This is a genomic window from Lysobacter gummosus (assembly GCF_001442805.1).
In the GTDB taxonomy this organism is placed as follows: Bacteria; Pseudomonadota; Gammaproteobacteria; order Xanthomonadales; family Xanthomonadaceae; genus Lysobacter; species Lysobacter gummosus.
Genome location: NZ_CP011131.1, coordinates 5,214,388 through 5,230,101, shown reverse-complemented (window position 1 = coordinate 5,230,101; position 15,714 = coordinate 5,214,388). Strand labels below are relative to the sequence as shown.

Genomic DNA, 15,714 nt, shown 5'->3' with positions numbered 1-15,714 from the left:
TCATGGAAACGCTGTGGCCGTGGTTGACGATCGCCGCACTCGGCGCCATGCACGGACTGAGCCCGGCGAACGGTTGGATGTTCGCCGCCGCCCGCGGTTTGCACGCGGGCGGCGGCGCGCAGGCACGGCGCGCGCTGCTGCCCATCGCGATCGGCCACTCGGTATCGGTGGCGGTCGTGGTGGCCGCGGTGGCGCAGGGCCTGTTGATGAATCGCGCCTGGGTGCAGGGCGCAGCCGGCGCGTTGCTGATCGGCACGGCCCTGTATCGCGCGCTGCGCGGCGGCGGATCGCGCGCGCCAGTTCACGGCGCGCTAGCCGTTCGCATCGGCGCGCATGCCGGCGACGCCGGCATCGCCGCGTGGTCGTGCCTGATGGCCACCGCGCACGGCGCCGGCCTGATGCTGGTGCCGGCATTGGTGCCGATCTGCATGAGCGACACGCCTGCGCGCGAGATCACCGCCTCGGGTTCGGTGATGCTGGCGCTGGCGGCCGTCGCCCTGCATCTGGCGACGATGTTGTTGACGACCGGCACCATCGCCACCGGCGTGTGCCGCGGCCTGAGTTTGCATCCGCGCTTGCGCGGCGGCGCGCTGCCGCGTCATTCGTGGACGGTGGCGCAGGTCGTGACCGGCGTGGCGCTGATCGCGTTTCGTTAGCCGCCGTAGCCTGATCCGCATGCGGTCCTTATCCAACCCCCTCGACGATGCGCACATCGCGTTCAGCCGCGCCGCGCAGATGCATGAGAGTCGCCTGATAGTCAGGGCTGTCGTAAGCGGCGATGGCCGCGAGCAGCGTATCGAATTCGACCACGACGATGCGCGTCGGCCGGCCCGATTCGTAAGTCTTGTCCGGCGCGCCGCCGGCCAGAACGCGGCCGCCGTGGGCGAGGATGGCCGCGGTCGCCGGCGCGATGTAACGCTCCACCGCGGCCGGGTCGCTGATGGAATTCCAGGCGATGACCCAGTAAGCCTTGTTCATTGCGATCTCCGCGCGGCCGTGGCGGCCGCGATAAGTCAGATGTCGTGATTCGTTCGATCCGGCGCGCTCATTCGCCCGCCGGCCCGAACTGTTTGTGGGTGATGAGCCATTGCCCGTCGCAGCGCAGCAGCGACAGCAGGTTGATGAAGTGATTGCCGAGGAAACGCAGTTCCGCGGTGACCATGGCCATCTCGCCCACCACTTCGATCGACCGGGGCGCCATCCGCAACGGTTCGCCGGCTTCGCGCGGACTCACGCGCGAGGCGACGGCCTGCAGGTATTGATCTACATCGCGCGAGCGGAAGCGACCGGTGGTGACATCTTCGATGCGTGCGCTTGGATGGAAGACGCTGCGAAGACTCCGCGTATCTCCTTCATAAATGCCGCGCAGGTAGGTGTTGGTCAGCTCCAGCAGCGCTTGATGGTCGCTCATCGCCGTACTCCCGGAAATCAGATGGCCGGCCTCAGTGCCCGGCGCTCTGGCCGCCGTCCACGTGCAGGATCTCGCCGGTCACGAAGCCGGCCGATTCCAGGTAGACGATGGCCTGGACGATATCGCCGATCTCGCCCATGCGTCCCACCGGATGCAGCGCCGCCAGCCATTCGTGGGTCTGCGGCGCATGCATCGGCGTCTTGACGACGCCCGGCGCGACCGCGTTCACGCGGATGCCGCGCTTGGCGTATTCGATGGCCAGCGACTTGGTCGCCGCATTGATCCCGCCCTTGCTGAGCGAGGCGAGCACGGACGGCACGCCGTCGATGGCGTGCTCGGCCAGGGTGGTGGTGACGCTGACCACGTGGCCGCTGCCCTGCTTCTCCATTTCCGCCACGGCCAGCTGGGTGATGTGGAAGAAGCCGGCGACGTTGACCGCCAGCACGTTGGCGTAGTCGTCCGCGGTGTATTGCGTGAACGGTTTGGCGATGAAGACGCCGGCGTTGTTGATCAGGCTGTCGATGCGGCCGAATTTCGCCAGCCCTTCGCCGATCACGCGCTCGGCGACGGCGCGGTCGGCGATGTCGCCGGCGACCGCGAGGATGTCCGGATCGTTGGACGGCTTGATCGAACGGGAATTGGCGACGATGCGGTAGCCGCGATCGCGCAGCGCCTGGACGATGCCGGCGCCGATGCCTTGCGAGGCGCCGGTGACGATGGCGACTTTGCTTTGAGTGCTCATGAGATTCGCTCGGTAGAAGGGGAATCGGCGGCTGCGTTCAGCTGCAGCGCCGGTGTGCCCAATCTAGGAACGCGGCCGGGATTAGCGAATCCCCGTGGTCCGGCAGACATTCTTCCGCCGCGCGGTGCAATCGCCCGCTACGGCGTCAGCCGCGCGAACGCCGCGCGCAGGCGCGGCACGGCGAAATCGACGAAGGCGCGGACCTTCGGCACGGCCAGCCGGCCCTGCGGCGAGACCAGACTGACCGGGATGGGATCGGGTTCGAAATCGGTCAGGACGATGCGCAGTTCATCGCTCTGGACTTGCCGTGCGACGTGGTACGACAACACGCGGGTGACACCGTAACCGTCCACCGCGGATGCGATCGCCGCGCGCACGTTGTTGACCACCAAACGCGGAGCGAAAGCGACGGCGCGGGCGATGGTCGAGCCCGACGGCGGCGGAAAGCTCCACGAGTCGATGCCCATGTGCGCGGTGGTGACGATCTTGTGCTTGGCCAGATCCTGCGGTTCGTCGATGCGCGGATGCGTGGCCAGATAACGCGGCGAGGCCACCGTCACCCGCCGCACTTCGCCGATGCGATGCGCGATCAGGTTGGAGTCGGCCAGATGGGTGATGCGCAGCGCCAGGTCCATGCCTTCGTCGATCAGGTTGACCGCGCGCTCCAGCAGATGCATGCGCACGTTCACCGTCGGGTGTTCGTCGATGAAGGCATCCACGATCGGCCGCAGCAGCTCCACGCCGGCGAACACGGTGGCGGTGATGGTCAGGGTTCCGCGCGGCACCGAGCGCTCGCCGGCGGCTTGCCGGTCGGCCTCTTCCAGTTCCGCCAGCACGCGCCGGCAGGCGGCGGCGTAACGCTCGCCGGCTTCGCTCAATTTGATCGAGCGCGTGGTCCGGTGCAGCAGCGGCACGCCCACGTGCGCCTCCAGGAACGCGACCGCGCGGCTCACCGCCGCCGGCGAGCGGCCGGTCCTGCGGCTGGCGCCGGCGAGGCTGCCTTCATCGAGCGCGGCGATGAAGACCTTCATGGCGTCGATACGATCCATAGCTTCACCGTGTGCGCTGGCGGCGAGTGCCGCCGAGTCCGGGCGATTTCAACACTCGCGCGGCCGCGGGTCGAGCGCCGACGCATGTCGGACATGCGCACGGGCCGGAACCGCTGTGCGGCCCGGCCCGGCGCGATACAGGGCGATCGATCCGATCGCCGCCGCTTACTTGCTGACGAAGTCGAGCAGATCCTGGTCCAGACGATCCTTGTGCGTATCGGGCAAACCGTGCGGCGCGCCCGGATACACGATCAGCTTGGCGTTCTTGATCAGCTTCGCCGCCGCGCGCGCCGAGGCGTCGATCGGCACGATCTGGTCGGCGTCGCCGTGGATCACCAGCACCGGCACGTCGATGCGCTTGAGGTCCTCGGTGAAATCGGTGGCCGAGAACGCGGCGATGGAGTCGTAGGTGTTCTTGTGTCCGGCCTGCACGCCCTGCGAGCGGAACGATTCGATCAAACCTTGCGAAGGCTTGGCGCCCGGACGGTTGTAGCCGTAGAACGGGCCCGAGGCGATGTCGAGATACAGCTGCGCACGGTTGTCCAGCGAGGCCTTGCGCAGACCGTCGAAGACTTCGATCGGCAGGCCGCCGGGATTGGCCGCGGTCTTGAGCATCAGCGGCGGCACCGCGCTGACCAGCACCGCCTTCTTGACCCGCGCGCTGCCGTAACGGCCCAGATAGCGCGCGACTTCGCCGCCGCCGGTGGAGAAGCCGACCAGCACCGCGTCGTGCACGTCCAGGGTGTCGAGCACCGTCTTCAGATCGGCGGCGTAATGGTCCATGTCGTTGCCGTCCCAGGGTTGGCTGGAGCGACCGTGGCCGCGGCGGTCGTGAGCGATCACGCGGTAGCCGTGGTCGGCCAGGAACAGCATCTGCGATTCCCAGCTGTCCGAGTTCAGCGGCCAGCCGTGGCTGAAGGCGACGACCGGACCGTTCTTCGGGCCCCAGTCCTTGTAGTACAGCTGCACGCCGTCGGCGGTGGTGATGTAGCTGGAAGACTGACGCTGCGCGGCGGCCTGCTGGGTCGGCGCGGCGGCAGCGGCGGGGGCGGCCTGGGCGGCGGTGGCGATGCCGACGGTCAGCAGGGACAGGGCGAGCGAGCGTTGCAGAGCGGTCATGGCGGTCTCTCCGGGTTAGGTGGCGGGCGGCTGGCCCGTGAGACGTACTTTGCGTGAGCGCTCGGGACGGTACGTAACGTATAGTTCGTAAAACTTGACTGATCGTATTTTCATGACCGACCGCCTCGAAGCCCTGCTCGAACGCTTTTCCGCCAGCGCCCGGCTGTTCCACGCCGGCGCCCTGTGCGGCATCAACGACCTGGCCCCGGAGCACGGCGCCGGCCAACTGCATCTGGTGCGCGGCGGCGCGGTCGAGATCGTCCACGACGGCGAGCCCGGCCTGCGCATCGACGCGCCGAGCCTGCTGCTGTATCCGCGGCCGATGGCGCACCGCTTCATCACCGATGGCGAGCGCGGCGCTGATCTGGCCTGCGCCAACCTGCATTTCGAAGGCGGCGCGGCCAATCCGATCGCCGCCGCGCTGCCCGGGTTCGTGTGCATCGCCCTGGATGAAATCGACGGCGCCGCGCACGTGCTGGCGTTGTTGTTCGAGGAAGCCTTCGACCACCGCTGCGGCCGTCAGGCGCTGGTCAACCGTTTGTTCGAAGTCGTGCTGATCCAGGTGCTGCGCCATCTGATGGAAAGCGGCCGCACCCGCGTCGGCATGCTCGCCGGTCTGTCGCATCCGCAGTTGCGGCATGCGCTGGTGGCGATCCACGAAACGCCCGATCGCGACTGGACCCTGGATTCGCTGGCCGCGCGCGCCGGCATGTCGCGCAGCGTCTTCGCCAATGCGTTCCGCGATGCGGTGGGCTGCACGCCGGGCACCTATCTGCAGCAATGGCGCGTGGGTCTGGCCCAGCAAGCGCTGCTGAGCGGACGGCCGTTGAAGTTGATCGCGATGGAGGTCGGCTACGGCAGCGAAGCGGCCTTGTCGCGCGCGTTCAAGGCCTCGACCGGCATGTCGCCGCGGCTGTGGAAGAACGAGACGCTGGGCAACAAGAGTCCGTAGCGGGCGCCGCGCGGCGGCGTTACGGCATCTGTCCGGATTGGCGTTCACCCGCGCCAGCGGCGCCGCCGGTTGCTCCTTTTCCTCTTTGCTGAAACCGGCCCGCATCTGCCGACTCGTCGTATCCATCGATCTGTGCGCAAACCGCACAGATGTTGTTCGCGCAGGCCTCTGAGGCATCCGATCCGCGGCCGGCATCATGGCGCCCTCGACAACGAACGGGCTCCCGCATGCGAATCTCTGCTTTTCTCGGAATGGCCGCGCTTGGAATGGCCGCACTCGGCAACATCGACGCTCAGGCGGCGACGCCCGCGCCGCATCCGACTATTCGCGATATGGCCGGCGCCGAACCGATCGCGCAGTTGCATGCGGACAAGACCGCGCTGTTGGTCATCGACTTCCAGAACGAATACTTCCCCGGCGGGCGCATGCCCATCGCCGATGGCGAAGCCGCGTTGCGGCAAACCCGCCGCCTGCTGGATTTCGCCGACGCCCACCACATCCGCGTGATCCACGTCCAGCACGTGCTGCCGGCCGGGGCGCCGGTGTTCGCCGACGGCGGCAAGACGGTGGCGTTTCACCCCGATATGCAGCCGCGCAGCGGCGAGACGGTGGTGAAGAAGGATGCGGTCAGCGTATTCGCCGGCGCGTCCGCCGCCGCGATCGAGACAGCCTTGCACGAGGCCGGCGCCGATACCCTGATCATCGCCGGCCTGCAGACCCACGCCTGTGTCGCCGGCGCCGCGCGCGATGCGGCAGCCAAGGGCTATCGGGTGATCGTGTCCTCCGATGCCAGCGCCACCCGCGATCTGACCCTGCGCGACGGATCGAAGGTTGGCCATAAGCAACTGCACGCCTCGGCGCTGGCTTCGATCGAGGACACCTTCGGCGATGTCATGACCACCGCACAGATCCTCGCCCTGCCGGTGCGCTGATACCCTTCGCGCCAGAACACGGCATCGGCGCGGCGCCGATGCCGTTCACTGGAGTGCAGCGATGGATCAATTGTCAGCCATGCGCGCTTACCGGAGCATCGTCGAATCCGGAAGCTTCACGAAGGCCGCCGAACGCCTGGATACCAGCCACACCTCGCTGTCGCGCCAGCTCGCGCAGCTGGAGGCGCACCTGGGCGTGCGCCTGCTCAACCGCAACAGCCGCGGCCTCACCACCACCGAGGCCGGCGCGCACTACTACCGCGACTGCATCGATATTCTCGAACGGCTGGACGCGGCGCAGCAACGATTGAGCGGCGATGCGGCGCAGCCGTCGGGCGTGCTGCGCCTGAGCCTGCCGCATGCGATCGGCGCGCTGGAACTGGCGCAGTGGCTGCCCGGTTTCATGCAGCGCCATCCGCGCATCGATCTGGATCTGTCCTGCGACGATCGCATGGTCGATCTGATCAAGGGCGGCTTCGACATGGCGATCCGCGTCAGCGGGCCGCTGGCCGACAGCGGTCTGGTCGCGCGCGAGCTGGCGGTGTCCGAGCGCGTGCTGGTCGCCGCGCCGCAGTACATCGCCCAGCACGGCCTGCCGCGCGCGGTCGCCGATCTGCGCGAACATCAGCTGTTGACGTATGCGGGCGACGGTGCGGCGCTGCAATTGAGTTCGCCGCACGGCGACGACGGCAGCGTCAGCACGGGCGAGCGATTGCGGCTGGATTCGATCGTCGCCCTGCACGCGGCGGTGATGGCCGGGCAGGGCATCGCCGCGCTGACCTATCTGACCGTGCACGGCGATCTCGCCGCCGGGCGTCTGCTGCGAATATTGCCGCAGCACGACGCCGGCCGGCGCCATTATTTCGCCTTGTATCCGCACGCCCGCGCGCTGCCGGCCAAGGTGCGCGTCTTCACCGAATTCATGCGCGCGCATTACGCGACGATGCGACAGGGCGCGGGCTGACGATCGCACGCAACTCGGGCGGCGCCAGACCGCCGGAGTTCAGCGCGCCAGCCCGGCCGGCTCCGCGAGCGCGAGCCGCGCGCTGTACAGGACGCCCGCCGCGCCGCGATCGTCGGCATCGGTGGCCAGCAGCAGGTCGATGAAGGCGCCGTCGTGTTGCGCGGCGATGCCTTCGATCTTGCGCACCGGCCGCACGAAATCCAGATGCTGCAACTGCCCGTCGAGCGCGACGATGCCGACCGCCGCGCCGACGCAGGGGCCGTCGTTATAGGTGTCGTGGACGTTTTCCGCGACCGCGCTGAAGACCAGCCGGCCGTCGGCCAAGGCCGCCGCGTCGGTGAAGCCCAACGCGACGCCTTCGATCCGCGGCAGCTCCACCCTCTGTACGTTCGCCGGCAACTCGGGCAGGCGCGGCTCGCCATCGGCGCCCAGCGCATGCAGCAGCGAGGCCAGGGGAAAGCGGATCAGGGCATTGTGCGGATGGTCGCCGCTGGCGCGCTGCAACAGCACCAGCTCCTGCGCGCACACCACCGCGCCTTCGAGATTCAACGCGGGCAAGCCACGCTGCAACGGTGCGTACAACGCGGACAGATCCACGCGCCGCGGCTCCCCGCGCAAGGCGCCGGCATCGTCCAGACCCAGCAATACACCGGTCCGGCGGTTGGGCTTGGAGCCGGAGGGCAGCGCCAGCAAGGCGCCGTGCGGATAACCGGAGAACGCCGGCAACCGCACCAGCGCTTCCAGATCGGGTTTGCTCGCCTTGCGCGCGGCCGCTTGCTCGGGCAGTTCGCCGTCGAAGATGCGCAGCCATTCGCCGTCGCGTTGTCCGGCCAGGTCGAACACGCCCAGATACAGCTCATCGTCGGCGATCACGTACAGGAACTCGCCCGCGGCGACGATGCCGCTGGCCGCGCTGAGGCGATCGGGCAGGGCGCGCCCGGCCGCGAACCTGAGCTCGCGCAGCGGTTGCAGATCGATCATGCGATGGGGCTCCGCGAGAAATTTCCCGCCCATCGTGCGCCATCGCGGCGCCGCGCGACACTGCGGCGCCGCGTGGGCTGCGCGGGCGGCGATCAGCCCGCGGTATCGACCAGCACCAGCTCGGCGTCTTCGATCGCGGTGACCCGGATCGAGGCCTGATCGCGGATCGCCGCGCCGTCGCGCGCCTGCAAGCGCAGGCCATCGACTTCGACCGTGCCCGTGGACGGCACCAGATAGCCGTAGCGTCCTTCGCCGAATACGTACTCAGCCGATTCGCCGGCGGCCAGCGTCAGGCCGAGCACGCGCGCATCGGCGCGGATGGGCAGGGTGTCGTGATCGCCTTCGATGCCGCTGGCCAATACGACGAAGCGGCCGGAGCGATCGCTCTTGGGGAACGGCTTGCTGCCCCAGGTCGGCGCGCCGCCGCGCTGATCGGGAATGATCCAGATCTGGAAGATGCGCGTGGTCTCGGGCTCCAGGTTGTATTCGGCGTGCTGGATGCCGGTGCCCGCGCTCATCACCTGCACGTCGCCGGCCTCGGTGCGGCCGCGGTTGCCGAGGTTGTCCTGGTGGGTGATCGCGCCTTCGCGGACGTAGGTGATGATTTCCATGTCGGCGTGCGAATGCGGCGGAAAGCCGCTGTTGGCCTGGATGGTGTCGTCGTTCCAGACCCGCAGCGCGCCCCAGCCCATGCGTGCGTCGTCGCGGTAGCTGGAGAACGAGAAGTGGTGCTTGGCGTCGAGCCAGCCGTGGTTGGCGCCGCCGAGGCTTTGGTAAGGGCGATGTTCGATCATGTCCGTGCTCCTGTGTTTGTGCTTGGCGGTCACGATAGGCCGATGCGACTGGCTTTAGAATCGAACCAATCGAAAACGATCGTTTCCAAAATAGACATGAACAAGCTGCCCGACCTGGAAGCCTGGGCGATCTTCGCCAAAGTCGCCGAGACCGGTTCCTTCGCCCGCACCGCGGTCGAGTTCGGGCTGTCGCAGGCGACCGTGTCCAAGGCGGTCACCCGCCTGGAAACGCGCCTGAAGACGGTGCTGTTCCATCGCACCTCGCGGCGCATGTCGCTGACCGAAAGCGGACGCGGTGCGCTCGAGCGCGCCAGCCGCATCCTCGCCGAGGGCGAGGCGGTGGAAGCGGAAATCACCGCGCAGGCCAAGAGCCCGAGCGGGCAGGTGCGCATCGCCGTGCCGATGTCGTTCGGCATCGCCCATCTGTCGCCGCTGCTGCCCGAGTTCATGCGCCGCTATCCGGACATCGCCCTGGAAATCGTGTTCGACGACGGCGTCACCGATCTGGTCGGCGGCGGCTACGACCTGGCGCTGCGGATCTCGGCGCTGGCCGATTCGAGCCTGCTGGCGCGGCGTCTGTGCGGCGTGCGCATCGTGCTGGTGGGCTCGCCGGGGTATTTCGAAGCCCATGGCCGGCCGACGCATCCGCGCCAACTCACCGAGCACCGCGCCTTGTTGTACACCTACTCGCGGTTCGGCAATGCCTGGCGTTTCACTCACAAGCGCCACGGCGATTTCTCGATCAGCCTGCCGGCGCCGCTGCGGGTCAACAACGCCGAAGCTTTGAATCCGGCGTTGCTGGCGGGGCTGGGACTGGCGCTGCAGCCGGAATTCCTGGTCTGGCGCGAACTGCGCAGCGGCAAGCTGGAAGCGGCGATGCCGGAGTGGTCGCCGCCGCCGATCGCGCTGCACATCGTCACCCCGCCCGGGCGCATGCGGCCGCAGCGGGTGCAGGCCTTGATCGACTATCTGGCGCGCAAGTTCGAAAAAGCGCCGTGGGCCGATCCGGCCGGTTGAGTCGCAGCGGCGCCGCGCGCGGTGCTTTGAACGAATGCGGTGGCGGCCCGCGGCTGGGCGGGCGGCGCGTGCGCCATCGCCGGGCGGGGCGTCGTTTGCCGCCTGCGGCCCGCGCGAAGATCCGGGCCCGGACCTGCCGACGAACGGTCGCCCGCGATCGGTTCTGGCGCTTGACGACGTATCTTACGATATATATCTTAAGACCTATCTTCTGATAGGTAAGGTGCCTCCCTCATGTTTCGTCACCTCCTGCATGGCCAACGCTGGCCCTTTGATTTTGAAAGCTTTTCGCGCTTCGACCGGGCGTCCTGCCATCCCTTCTCCGAGACCGCGGGCCGTCATCACCGCGGCGGTGGCCGCGGCGGCCGGGGCGGTTTCGGACCGGGTCCGGGCGGCGGCGGTTTTCCGGGTGGCTTCGATGGCGGCGACGGTTTCCCGCGCGGCCGCAAGTTCACCTCCGACGATCTGCAATCGCTGCTGCTGGCCCTGCTGGAAGACCAGCCCAGCCATGGCTACGAATTGATCAAGGCGCTGCAAACGCGTTCGAACGGTTTCTACAGCCCCAGCCCCGGCATGGTGTATCCGGCGCTGACTTATCTGGAAGAACTGGGTTACGTCACCGTCGAAGTCGAGGGCAACCGCAAGCGATACGCGCTCGCCGAACCGGGCCGCGCGCATCTGGCCGCCAACCGCGAACGCGTCGATATGATGTTCGCCAAGCTGACGCATATCGCCCGCAAGATGGATTCGGTGCGGCGCGCGCTGGCCGGCGAAGACCCGAACGATCCCGGCGAAGACGGCTGGCTGCCGGAGTTGATCAACGCCCGGCGCGCGCTGAAGACCGCGTTGTTCCGCCACGAAAACGTGCCCGTCGCCGAGCAGCGCCGGATCGCCGAAATCCTGCGGCGGGCGACGCGCGAAATCGAAGGCGGCAACGACTGACCTTCGCCGCGTCCGCGCACTCCGGTGGTTTTCTCCACTCCAGCCGGCATACGCCGACACAAGGCCTTTGCATGCAACAACCCGACGATCTGGCAGTCGTGCGCGTCCGCCATCCGCTGAAGCTGCGTCTGTTGCGCGTGGCGCGAGTGCAGGCGGTGACGCCGCATCTGCGCCGCGTCACCCTGAGCGGCGAGGATCTGCACGACTTCGCCTCCGCTTCGTTCGACGATCACGTCAAAGTGTTTTTCCCCGCGCCCGGGCAGGATCGCCCGGTACTGCCGGAGCTGGGCGCCAACGGCCTGAGCTACGCCGCCGATGCGCCGCGGCCGGTGGTGCGCGATTTCACCCCGCGACGTTTCGACCCGGATGCGCTTGAACTCGACATCGAGTTCGCCCTGCACGACGCCGGCCCGGCCACGGCGTGGGCGATGCAGGCGCAGGTCGGGCAGTACCTCGGCATCGGCGGCCCGCGCGGCTCTCGCGTGATTCCGCCCGGATTCGACTGGCATCTGCTGATTGGCGACGACACCGCCTTGCCGGCGATCGCGCGGCGTGTGCAGGAGCTGCCGGCGACGACGCTCGCCATCGCGGTGGTGGAAGTCGCCGATGCGAGCGCGCGCATCGATTTCGCCAGCGCCGCGACCTTGCAGATTCTGTGGTGCTACCGCAACGCTTCATCCGCGAACGGCGAGGAATTGCTGCGCGCGGTGAGCGAACTGCCGCTGCCCACTGGCGAAGGCTATGTCTGGGCCGCCGGCGAATCCAGCGCGATCCGCGCCGTGCGCCAGCATCTGCTCGGCGAACGCGGCATCGACAAATCGCGCCTGCACGCGTCGGGTTACTGGAAGCGCGGCGCGCAGGACGTGCACGACCATTTCGAAGACTGAAATCTCCCCGATCGCGGCCGCCCCGACCGCAAGGACCCCCATGTACTCGTTACCCCTTCCCCAAGAGCGCCGCCTGCTGTGGCTGCTCATGCTGACCCAGTTCACTCTCATCATGGATTTCATGGTGATGATGCCGTTGGGTCCGCAGATCATGCATGCGTTGCATGTGTCGCCGGCGCAGTTCGCCGCCGCGGTGTCGGCCTATTCGATCTGCGCCGGCCTGTCCGGCCTGCTCGCCGCCACCTATATCGACCGTTTCGACCGGCGCAAACTGCTGCTGGCCATGTACGCGCTGTTCGCGGTCTCCAACCTGGCCTGCGCGCTGGCCGACAGCTACGCCTTGCTGCTGGCTTCGCGCGCGTTCGCCGGCATCAGCGGCGGCGTGCTCAGCTCGATCATCATGGCGATCATCGCCGACGTGGTGCCCGCGCAGCGACGCGGCGTCGCCACCGGCACGGTGATGACCTCCTTCGCGATCGCCTCAGTGCTCGGCGTTCCGGCCGGGGTGCTGCTGGGCGCGCACTTCCACTGGTCGGCGCCGTTCTGGCTGCTGGTGGCCTTGTCGGTGCTGGTTTGGATCGGCGGCTCGCGCCTGGTGCCGCCGCTGAATCAGCATCTGTCGCGGCTGCCGGTGCCGTTGAGCCAGGCCTTGCCGAATCTGTTCAAGCTGTTCGCAAGCTCGCGCCACCTCAACGCCTTCGCCTTGACCTTGATGTTGACCACCTCGCAGATGCTGGTGATTCCCTTCATCTCGCCGATGCTGGTCGCCAACCACGGCATCGACCCGGCGCAGCTGTCGTGGATGTACATGGCTGGCGGCGTGGCGGCGTTCTTCACCTCGCGCCTGATCGGGCGCCTGGCCGACCGCTACGGCAAGCAGTTGGTGTACCGGATCGCGGTGGTGGTGTCGTTGCTGCCGGTGTTGTTCATCACCCATCTGCCGGCGGTCGGTTTCGTCGCGATGCTGATGTTCTTCCCGTTCTTCATGGTGTCGATGAACGGCCGCATGGTGCCGTTGCAGGCGTTGCAGACCACGGTCCCGCAAGCGGCGCAACGCGGCGCCTACCTCAGCGCCAACAGCGCGATGATGTCCCTGGGCACCGGCCTGGGCGCGTGGCTCGGCGGCTTGATGCTGAGCACCGACGCCAGCGGCCACATCGTCGGCTACGGCACGGTGGGCTGGATCGCCGCCGCGCTCGCGCTGTGCTCGGCGTGGTGGGTCGGCCGCGTCACTTCGGCCGAGGAGCCGCCGCTGGCGGCGCCGCTGCCGATGGCGGAAGAGCGCGGCGGCGCGGTGTGATTGGCTTACGCCGACGATCGCATCTGCGTCGAACCGCATCGCATACACAAACCGATAAGGCGCGGCCGAACGATTTCGGCCGCGCCTTTCTATTTCGCCTTGGCCGCCTCATCCGGCAACGTCCACGCGATCACGCTGTCGCCCGGCTTGGTTTCCATGCGGTCGTGGCCGCCGACCGCGGCGACGATGTATTGCTTGCCGTCGATGGTGTAGCTCATCGGCGCGGCCTGCGGTCCGGCCGGCACGCGGGTCTCCCATAGCAGCGCGCCGGTGCGGGTGTCGAAGCCGCGCATGAAGTTGTCCAGCGAGGCGCCGACGAAGGTCACGCCGCCCGCGGTGGCCAGCGAGCCGCTGTTGTTCGGCGTGCCGAGTTCGAACTTCATGTACGAGGGAATCCCCATCGGCCCCTGGTCGTAACCGGTGCCGAGCGGCCGGCGCCAGATCACTTCCTGCGTCCGCAGATCGACGCCGGAGATGTAGCCCCACGGCGGCGCCACGCACGGGGTGTTGAGCGGCGACATCCACGGTTCCTTGCGCGCGCCGTAGGCCAGGCCTTCCTGCGCCATGTAGCCGGGCGTCTTGCTCTTGCCGTTGAACACCGACACCACGCCGAGCTTGTTCATTTCCTCGCGCGGGTAGACGTTCTCGGTGTAGGGCAGGCGATTGCTGTTCATCACCATGATGCCGCGGCGCAGATCGACCGCGACGCCGCCCCAGTTGATGCCGCCGTGATTGCCGGTGTACGACAGCGAACCTTGCAGGCTCGGCGGGGTGAACATGCCTTCGTAGCGCAGCTTCTTGAACTGGATGCGGCAGGCCAGCTGATCGAACGGGGTGATGCCCCAGGCGTCGGATTCCTTCAGCGTTTCATAGGTTTTGCTGGGCGCGCCGACGGTGTTGGGCATGCCCGGCGACACCGGCTGGGTCTTGGCGGTCCAGTCGCCGTGATCGGTGCCCTGCGGAACCGGAATCTGCCGGACCGGCATGATCGGCGCGCCGGTGGCGCGATCGAGCACGAATACTTGCCCGGACTTGGTCGCCTGGATCACCGCCGGCCGCACCGAGCCGTCGGCCATCGGCCAATCGACCAGATTGGGTTGCGGGCCCAGGTCGTAATCCCACAGATCGTGATTGATGGTGCGAAAGTGCCAGCGCTCCTTGCCGCTGAGCGCGTCCACGGCGACCAGGGTCGCGGTGTATTCCTCTTCCTGCGGCGTGCGCTCCTTGCCGAAGAAATCGCCCGAGGCGTTGCCGGTCGGCAGATAGACCAGGCCCAGTTCGTCGTCGGCCGCCATCAGCGTCCACACGTTCGGCGTGGAGCGTGTATAGGTCTGGCCCGGCGGCGGTTCGGCGGTGATCGCCGGATTGCCCAGGTCCCAGGCCCAGCGCAATTGGCCGCTGATCGCATCGAAGGCGCGCACCACGCCCGAGGGCGCGTCGCGTTCCTGGCCGTCGCGCACTTGTCCGGTGGGCTGGATGACCACGCCGCGCATCACCACCGGCGGCGAGGTCGGGCCTACGAAGCCGGGCTTGGTGTTGCCGGTGCCGGCGTTGAGATCGACGAAGCCCTGCTGGCCGAAACCTGTGCACAGCTTGCCGGTGCGCGCGTCGAGCGCGCCGAGACGGCCATCGACCATCGGCCAGAAGATGCGTGTGGGGCATTCGGTGGTGCCCGGCGGGGCCTGGTAATACGACACGCCGCGACACGTGGTGGCGGCGACGCCGGCCATCGCCTTCGGATCGGTCTTGGGATCGAAGCGCCAACGCTCCTGGCCGGTGGCGGCGTCCACCGCGATGACTTTCTGCGTCGGCGTGCAGATGTAGAGCAAGTCGCCGACCTTGAGCGGCGTGTTCTGGAAGGCGTAGCCCAGGCTGGAACCGGCCGGTTTCAGATCGCCGGTGTGGAACTCCCAGGCCAGCTTCAGGTTTTTCGCGTTGTCCGGAGTGATCTGATCGCCGGGCGTGTAGTGATTGGACAAGTTGGAACCGGCGTAAGCGGTCCAGTTGCCGGCGTCGTGATTGGCGGCGACGTTGCCGTCCGGGCTGTTCACGGTGGCGCGGCTGAAAGGCGCGGGGTTGGCCTGCGCGGCCGGCGCGGCCAGCTCGATCGTGGACGGATACAGCAGCGGCCCGAAGATCAGCGCCGCGCCCGCCAGCGGCAGCACCGCGCTGACCAGGGCATAGCCGAGTCCGGACGGCGGCGCCTTCCAGCGTTTCGCCGCCACCCACAGCGGGAGCAACACCAGGCCCAGCACCGAAATCCAGGCCAGGCGCGGAATCAGCGCCCACCCGTCCAGGCCGACTTCCCACAAGGCCCAGGCGATGGTCGCCGCCGAGGTCGCGCCGAACAGCCAGAATCCGGCGCGCCGGCGCAGTGCGATCAGCACGCCGGACACCAACACCGCGACGCCAGCGAGTACGTAGTACCAGGAGCCGCCCGCGGCGACCAGTTGCGCGCCTTCGTAAGCCAGCGCCGCGCCGACCAGGGCGATCGCCCAGGCGTAGGCCGACAACAGCCAGAAGCGAAGCCCACGTTCGGAACTTTTACGAGTCATGGCGGCACCTGCGCAGGGGCGAGGGAGACGTGCGGACTACAGGTCGCGCTGTCGGCGGTCAGTGCTGAG

16 protein-coding genes are annotated in these 15,714 nt (G+C 68.0%); 8 read left to right on the top strand and 8 right to left on the bottom strand.

From position 1 onward, the window contains the following. The first annotated feature begins 2 nt into the window (after positions 1 to 2). Positions 3 to 656: a hypothetical protein gene (locus tag LG3211_RS21285; RefSeq protein WP_057944574.1), complete on the top strand. Its 654-nt coding sequence runs from the start codon at positions 3 to 5 to the stop codon at positions 654 to 656. 28 nt (positions 657 to 684) lie between these two features. Here the strand turns inward: LG3211_RS21285 and LG3211_RS21280 are convergent, their stop codons facing one another. The 5 genes from LG3211_RS21280 to LG3211_RS21260 all read right to left on the bottom strand — a co-directional run bounded on the left by LG3211_RS21280 (position 685) and on the right by LG3211_RS21260 (position 4,321). Continuing rightward, positions 685 to 978, bottom strand: a complete 294-nt coding sequence (locus LG3211_RS21280) for a DUF1330 domain-containing protein (protein ID WP_057944573.1) — start codon at positions 976 to 978, stop codon at positions 685 to 687. A 67-nt stretch (positions 979 to 1,045) separates the two neighbouring features. Then, a complete protein-coding gene (locus LG3211_RS21275; RefSeq protein WP_057944572.1) occupies positions 1,046 to 1,411 on the bottom strand; it encodes a nuclear transport factor 2 family protein in 366 nt (121 codons plus the stop codon). 31 nt (positions 1,412 to 1,442) lie between these two features. Further along, positions 1,443 to 2,153, bottom strand: coding sequence for an SDR family NAD(P)-dependent oxidoreductase (locus LG3211_RS21270; RefSeq protein WP_057944571.1), 711 nt, complete (start codon positions 2,151 to 2,153; stop codon positions 1,443 to 1,445). Between the two features lie 137 nt (positions 2,154 to 2,290). After that, on the bottom strand, positions 2,291 to 3,202 hold the full coding sequence (locus LG3211_RS21265; protein WP_057944570.1) for a LysR family transcriptional regulator: 912 nt from the start codon (positions 3,200 to 3,202) through the stop codon (positions 2,291 to 2,293). 165 nt (positions 3,203 to 3,367) lie between these two features. After that, positions 3,368 to 4,321, bottom strand: coding sequence for an alpha/beta fold hydrolase (locus tag LG3211_RS21260; protein ID WP_057944569.1), 954 nt, complete (start codon positions 4,319 to 4,321; stop codon positions 3,368 to 3,370). Positions 4,322 to 4,433: 112 nt separating this feature from the next. Here LG3211_RS21260 and LG3211_RS21255 point away from each other — a divergent pair, with 112 nt between their 5' ends. From LG3211_RS21255 to LG3211_RS21245, 3 genes are all read left to right on the top strand, one after another. After that, entirely contained in the window at positions 4,434 to 5,273 is an 840-nt protein-coding gene (locus LG3211_RS21255; RefSeq protein WP_057944568.1) for an AraC family transcriptional regulator, read from the top strand. A 149-nt stretch (positions 5,274 to 5,422) separates the two neighbouring features. Further along, complete coding sequence (locus LG3211_RS21250) at positions 5,423 to 6,205, top strand: cysteine hydrolase family protein (RefSeq protein WP_237049786.1); 783 nt, start codon at positions 5,423 to 5,425, stop codon at positions 6,203 to 6,205. 61 nt (positions 6,206 to 6,266) lie between these two features. Next, complete coding sequence (locus tag LG3211_RS21245; RefSeq protein ID WP_057944566.1) at positions 6,267 to 7,169, top strand: LysR family transcriptional regulator; 903 nt, start codon at positions 6,267 to 6,269, stop codon at positions 7,167 to 7,169. A gap of 39 nt (positions 7,170 to 7,208) precedes the next feature. Here LG3211_RS21245 and LG3211_RS21240 read toward each other — a convergent pair whose 3' ends face one another. Beyond that, positions 7,209 to 8,150: a DUF6929 family protein gene (locus LG3211_RS21240; protein WP_057944565.1), complete on the bottom strand. Its 942-nt coding sequence runs from the start codon at positions 8,148 to 8,150 to the stop codon at positions 7,209 to 7,211. 92 nt (positions 8,151 to 8,242) lie between these two features. Further along, positions 8,243 to 8,944, bottom strand: a complete 702-nt coding sequence (locus LG3211_RS21235; protein WP_057944564.1) for a pirin family protein — start codon at positions 8,942 to 8,944, stop codon at positions 8,243 to 8,245. Positions 8,945 to 9,040: 96 nt separating this feature from the next. Between LG3211_RS21235 and LG3211_RS21230 the strand changes: the two genes are divergently transcribed. The 4 genes from LG3211_RS21230 (at position 9,041) to LG3211_RS21215 (ending at position 13,090) form a co-directional block, all read left to right on the top strand. After that, on the top strand, positions 9,041 to 9,961 hold the full coding sequence (locus LG3211_RS21230) for a LysR family transcriptional regulator (protein ID WP_057944563.1): 921 nt from the start codon (positions 9,041 to 9,043) through the stop codon (positions 9,959 to 9,961). A 234-nt stretch (positions 9,962 to 10,195) separates the two neighbouring features. Next, a complete protein-coding gene (locus LG3211_RS21225; protein ID WP_083512724.1) occupies positions 10,196 to 10,903 on the top strand; it encodes a PadR family transcriptional regulator in 708 nt (235 codons plus the stop codon). Between the two features lie 71 nt (positions 10,904 to 10,974). Next, positions 10,975 to 11,790 (top strand): siderophore-interacting protein, encoded by an 816-nt coding sequence (locus LG3211_RS21220; protein WP_057944562.1) that lies wholly within the window; start codon positions 10,975 to 10,977, stop codon positions 11,788 to 11,790. Between the two features lie 40 nt (positions 11,791 to 11,830). After that, the gene (locus LG3211_RS21215; protein ID WP_057944561.1) at positions 11,831 to 13,090 is read left to right on the top strand and encodes an MFS transporter; all 1,260 of its coding nucleotides are present in this window, start codon (positions 11,831 to 11,833) and stop codon (positions 13,088 to 13,090) included. 89 nt (positions 13,091 to 13,179) lie between these two features. Here LG3211_RS21215 and LG3211_RS21210 read toward each other — a convergent pair whose 3' ends face one another. Then, a complete protein-coding gene (locus LG3211_RS21210) occupies positions 13,180 to 15,606 on the bottom strand; it encodes a membrane-bound PQQ-dependent dehydrogenase, glucose/quinate/shikimate family (protein WP_187313209.1) in 2,427 nt (808 codons plus the stop codon). Between the last annotated feature and the right edge of the window lie 108 nt (positions 15,607 to 15,714).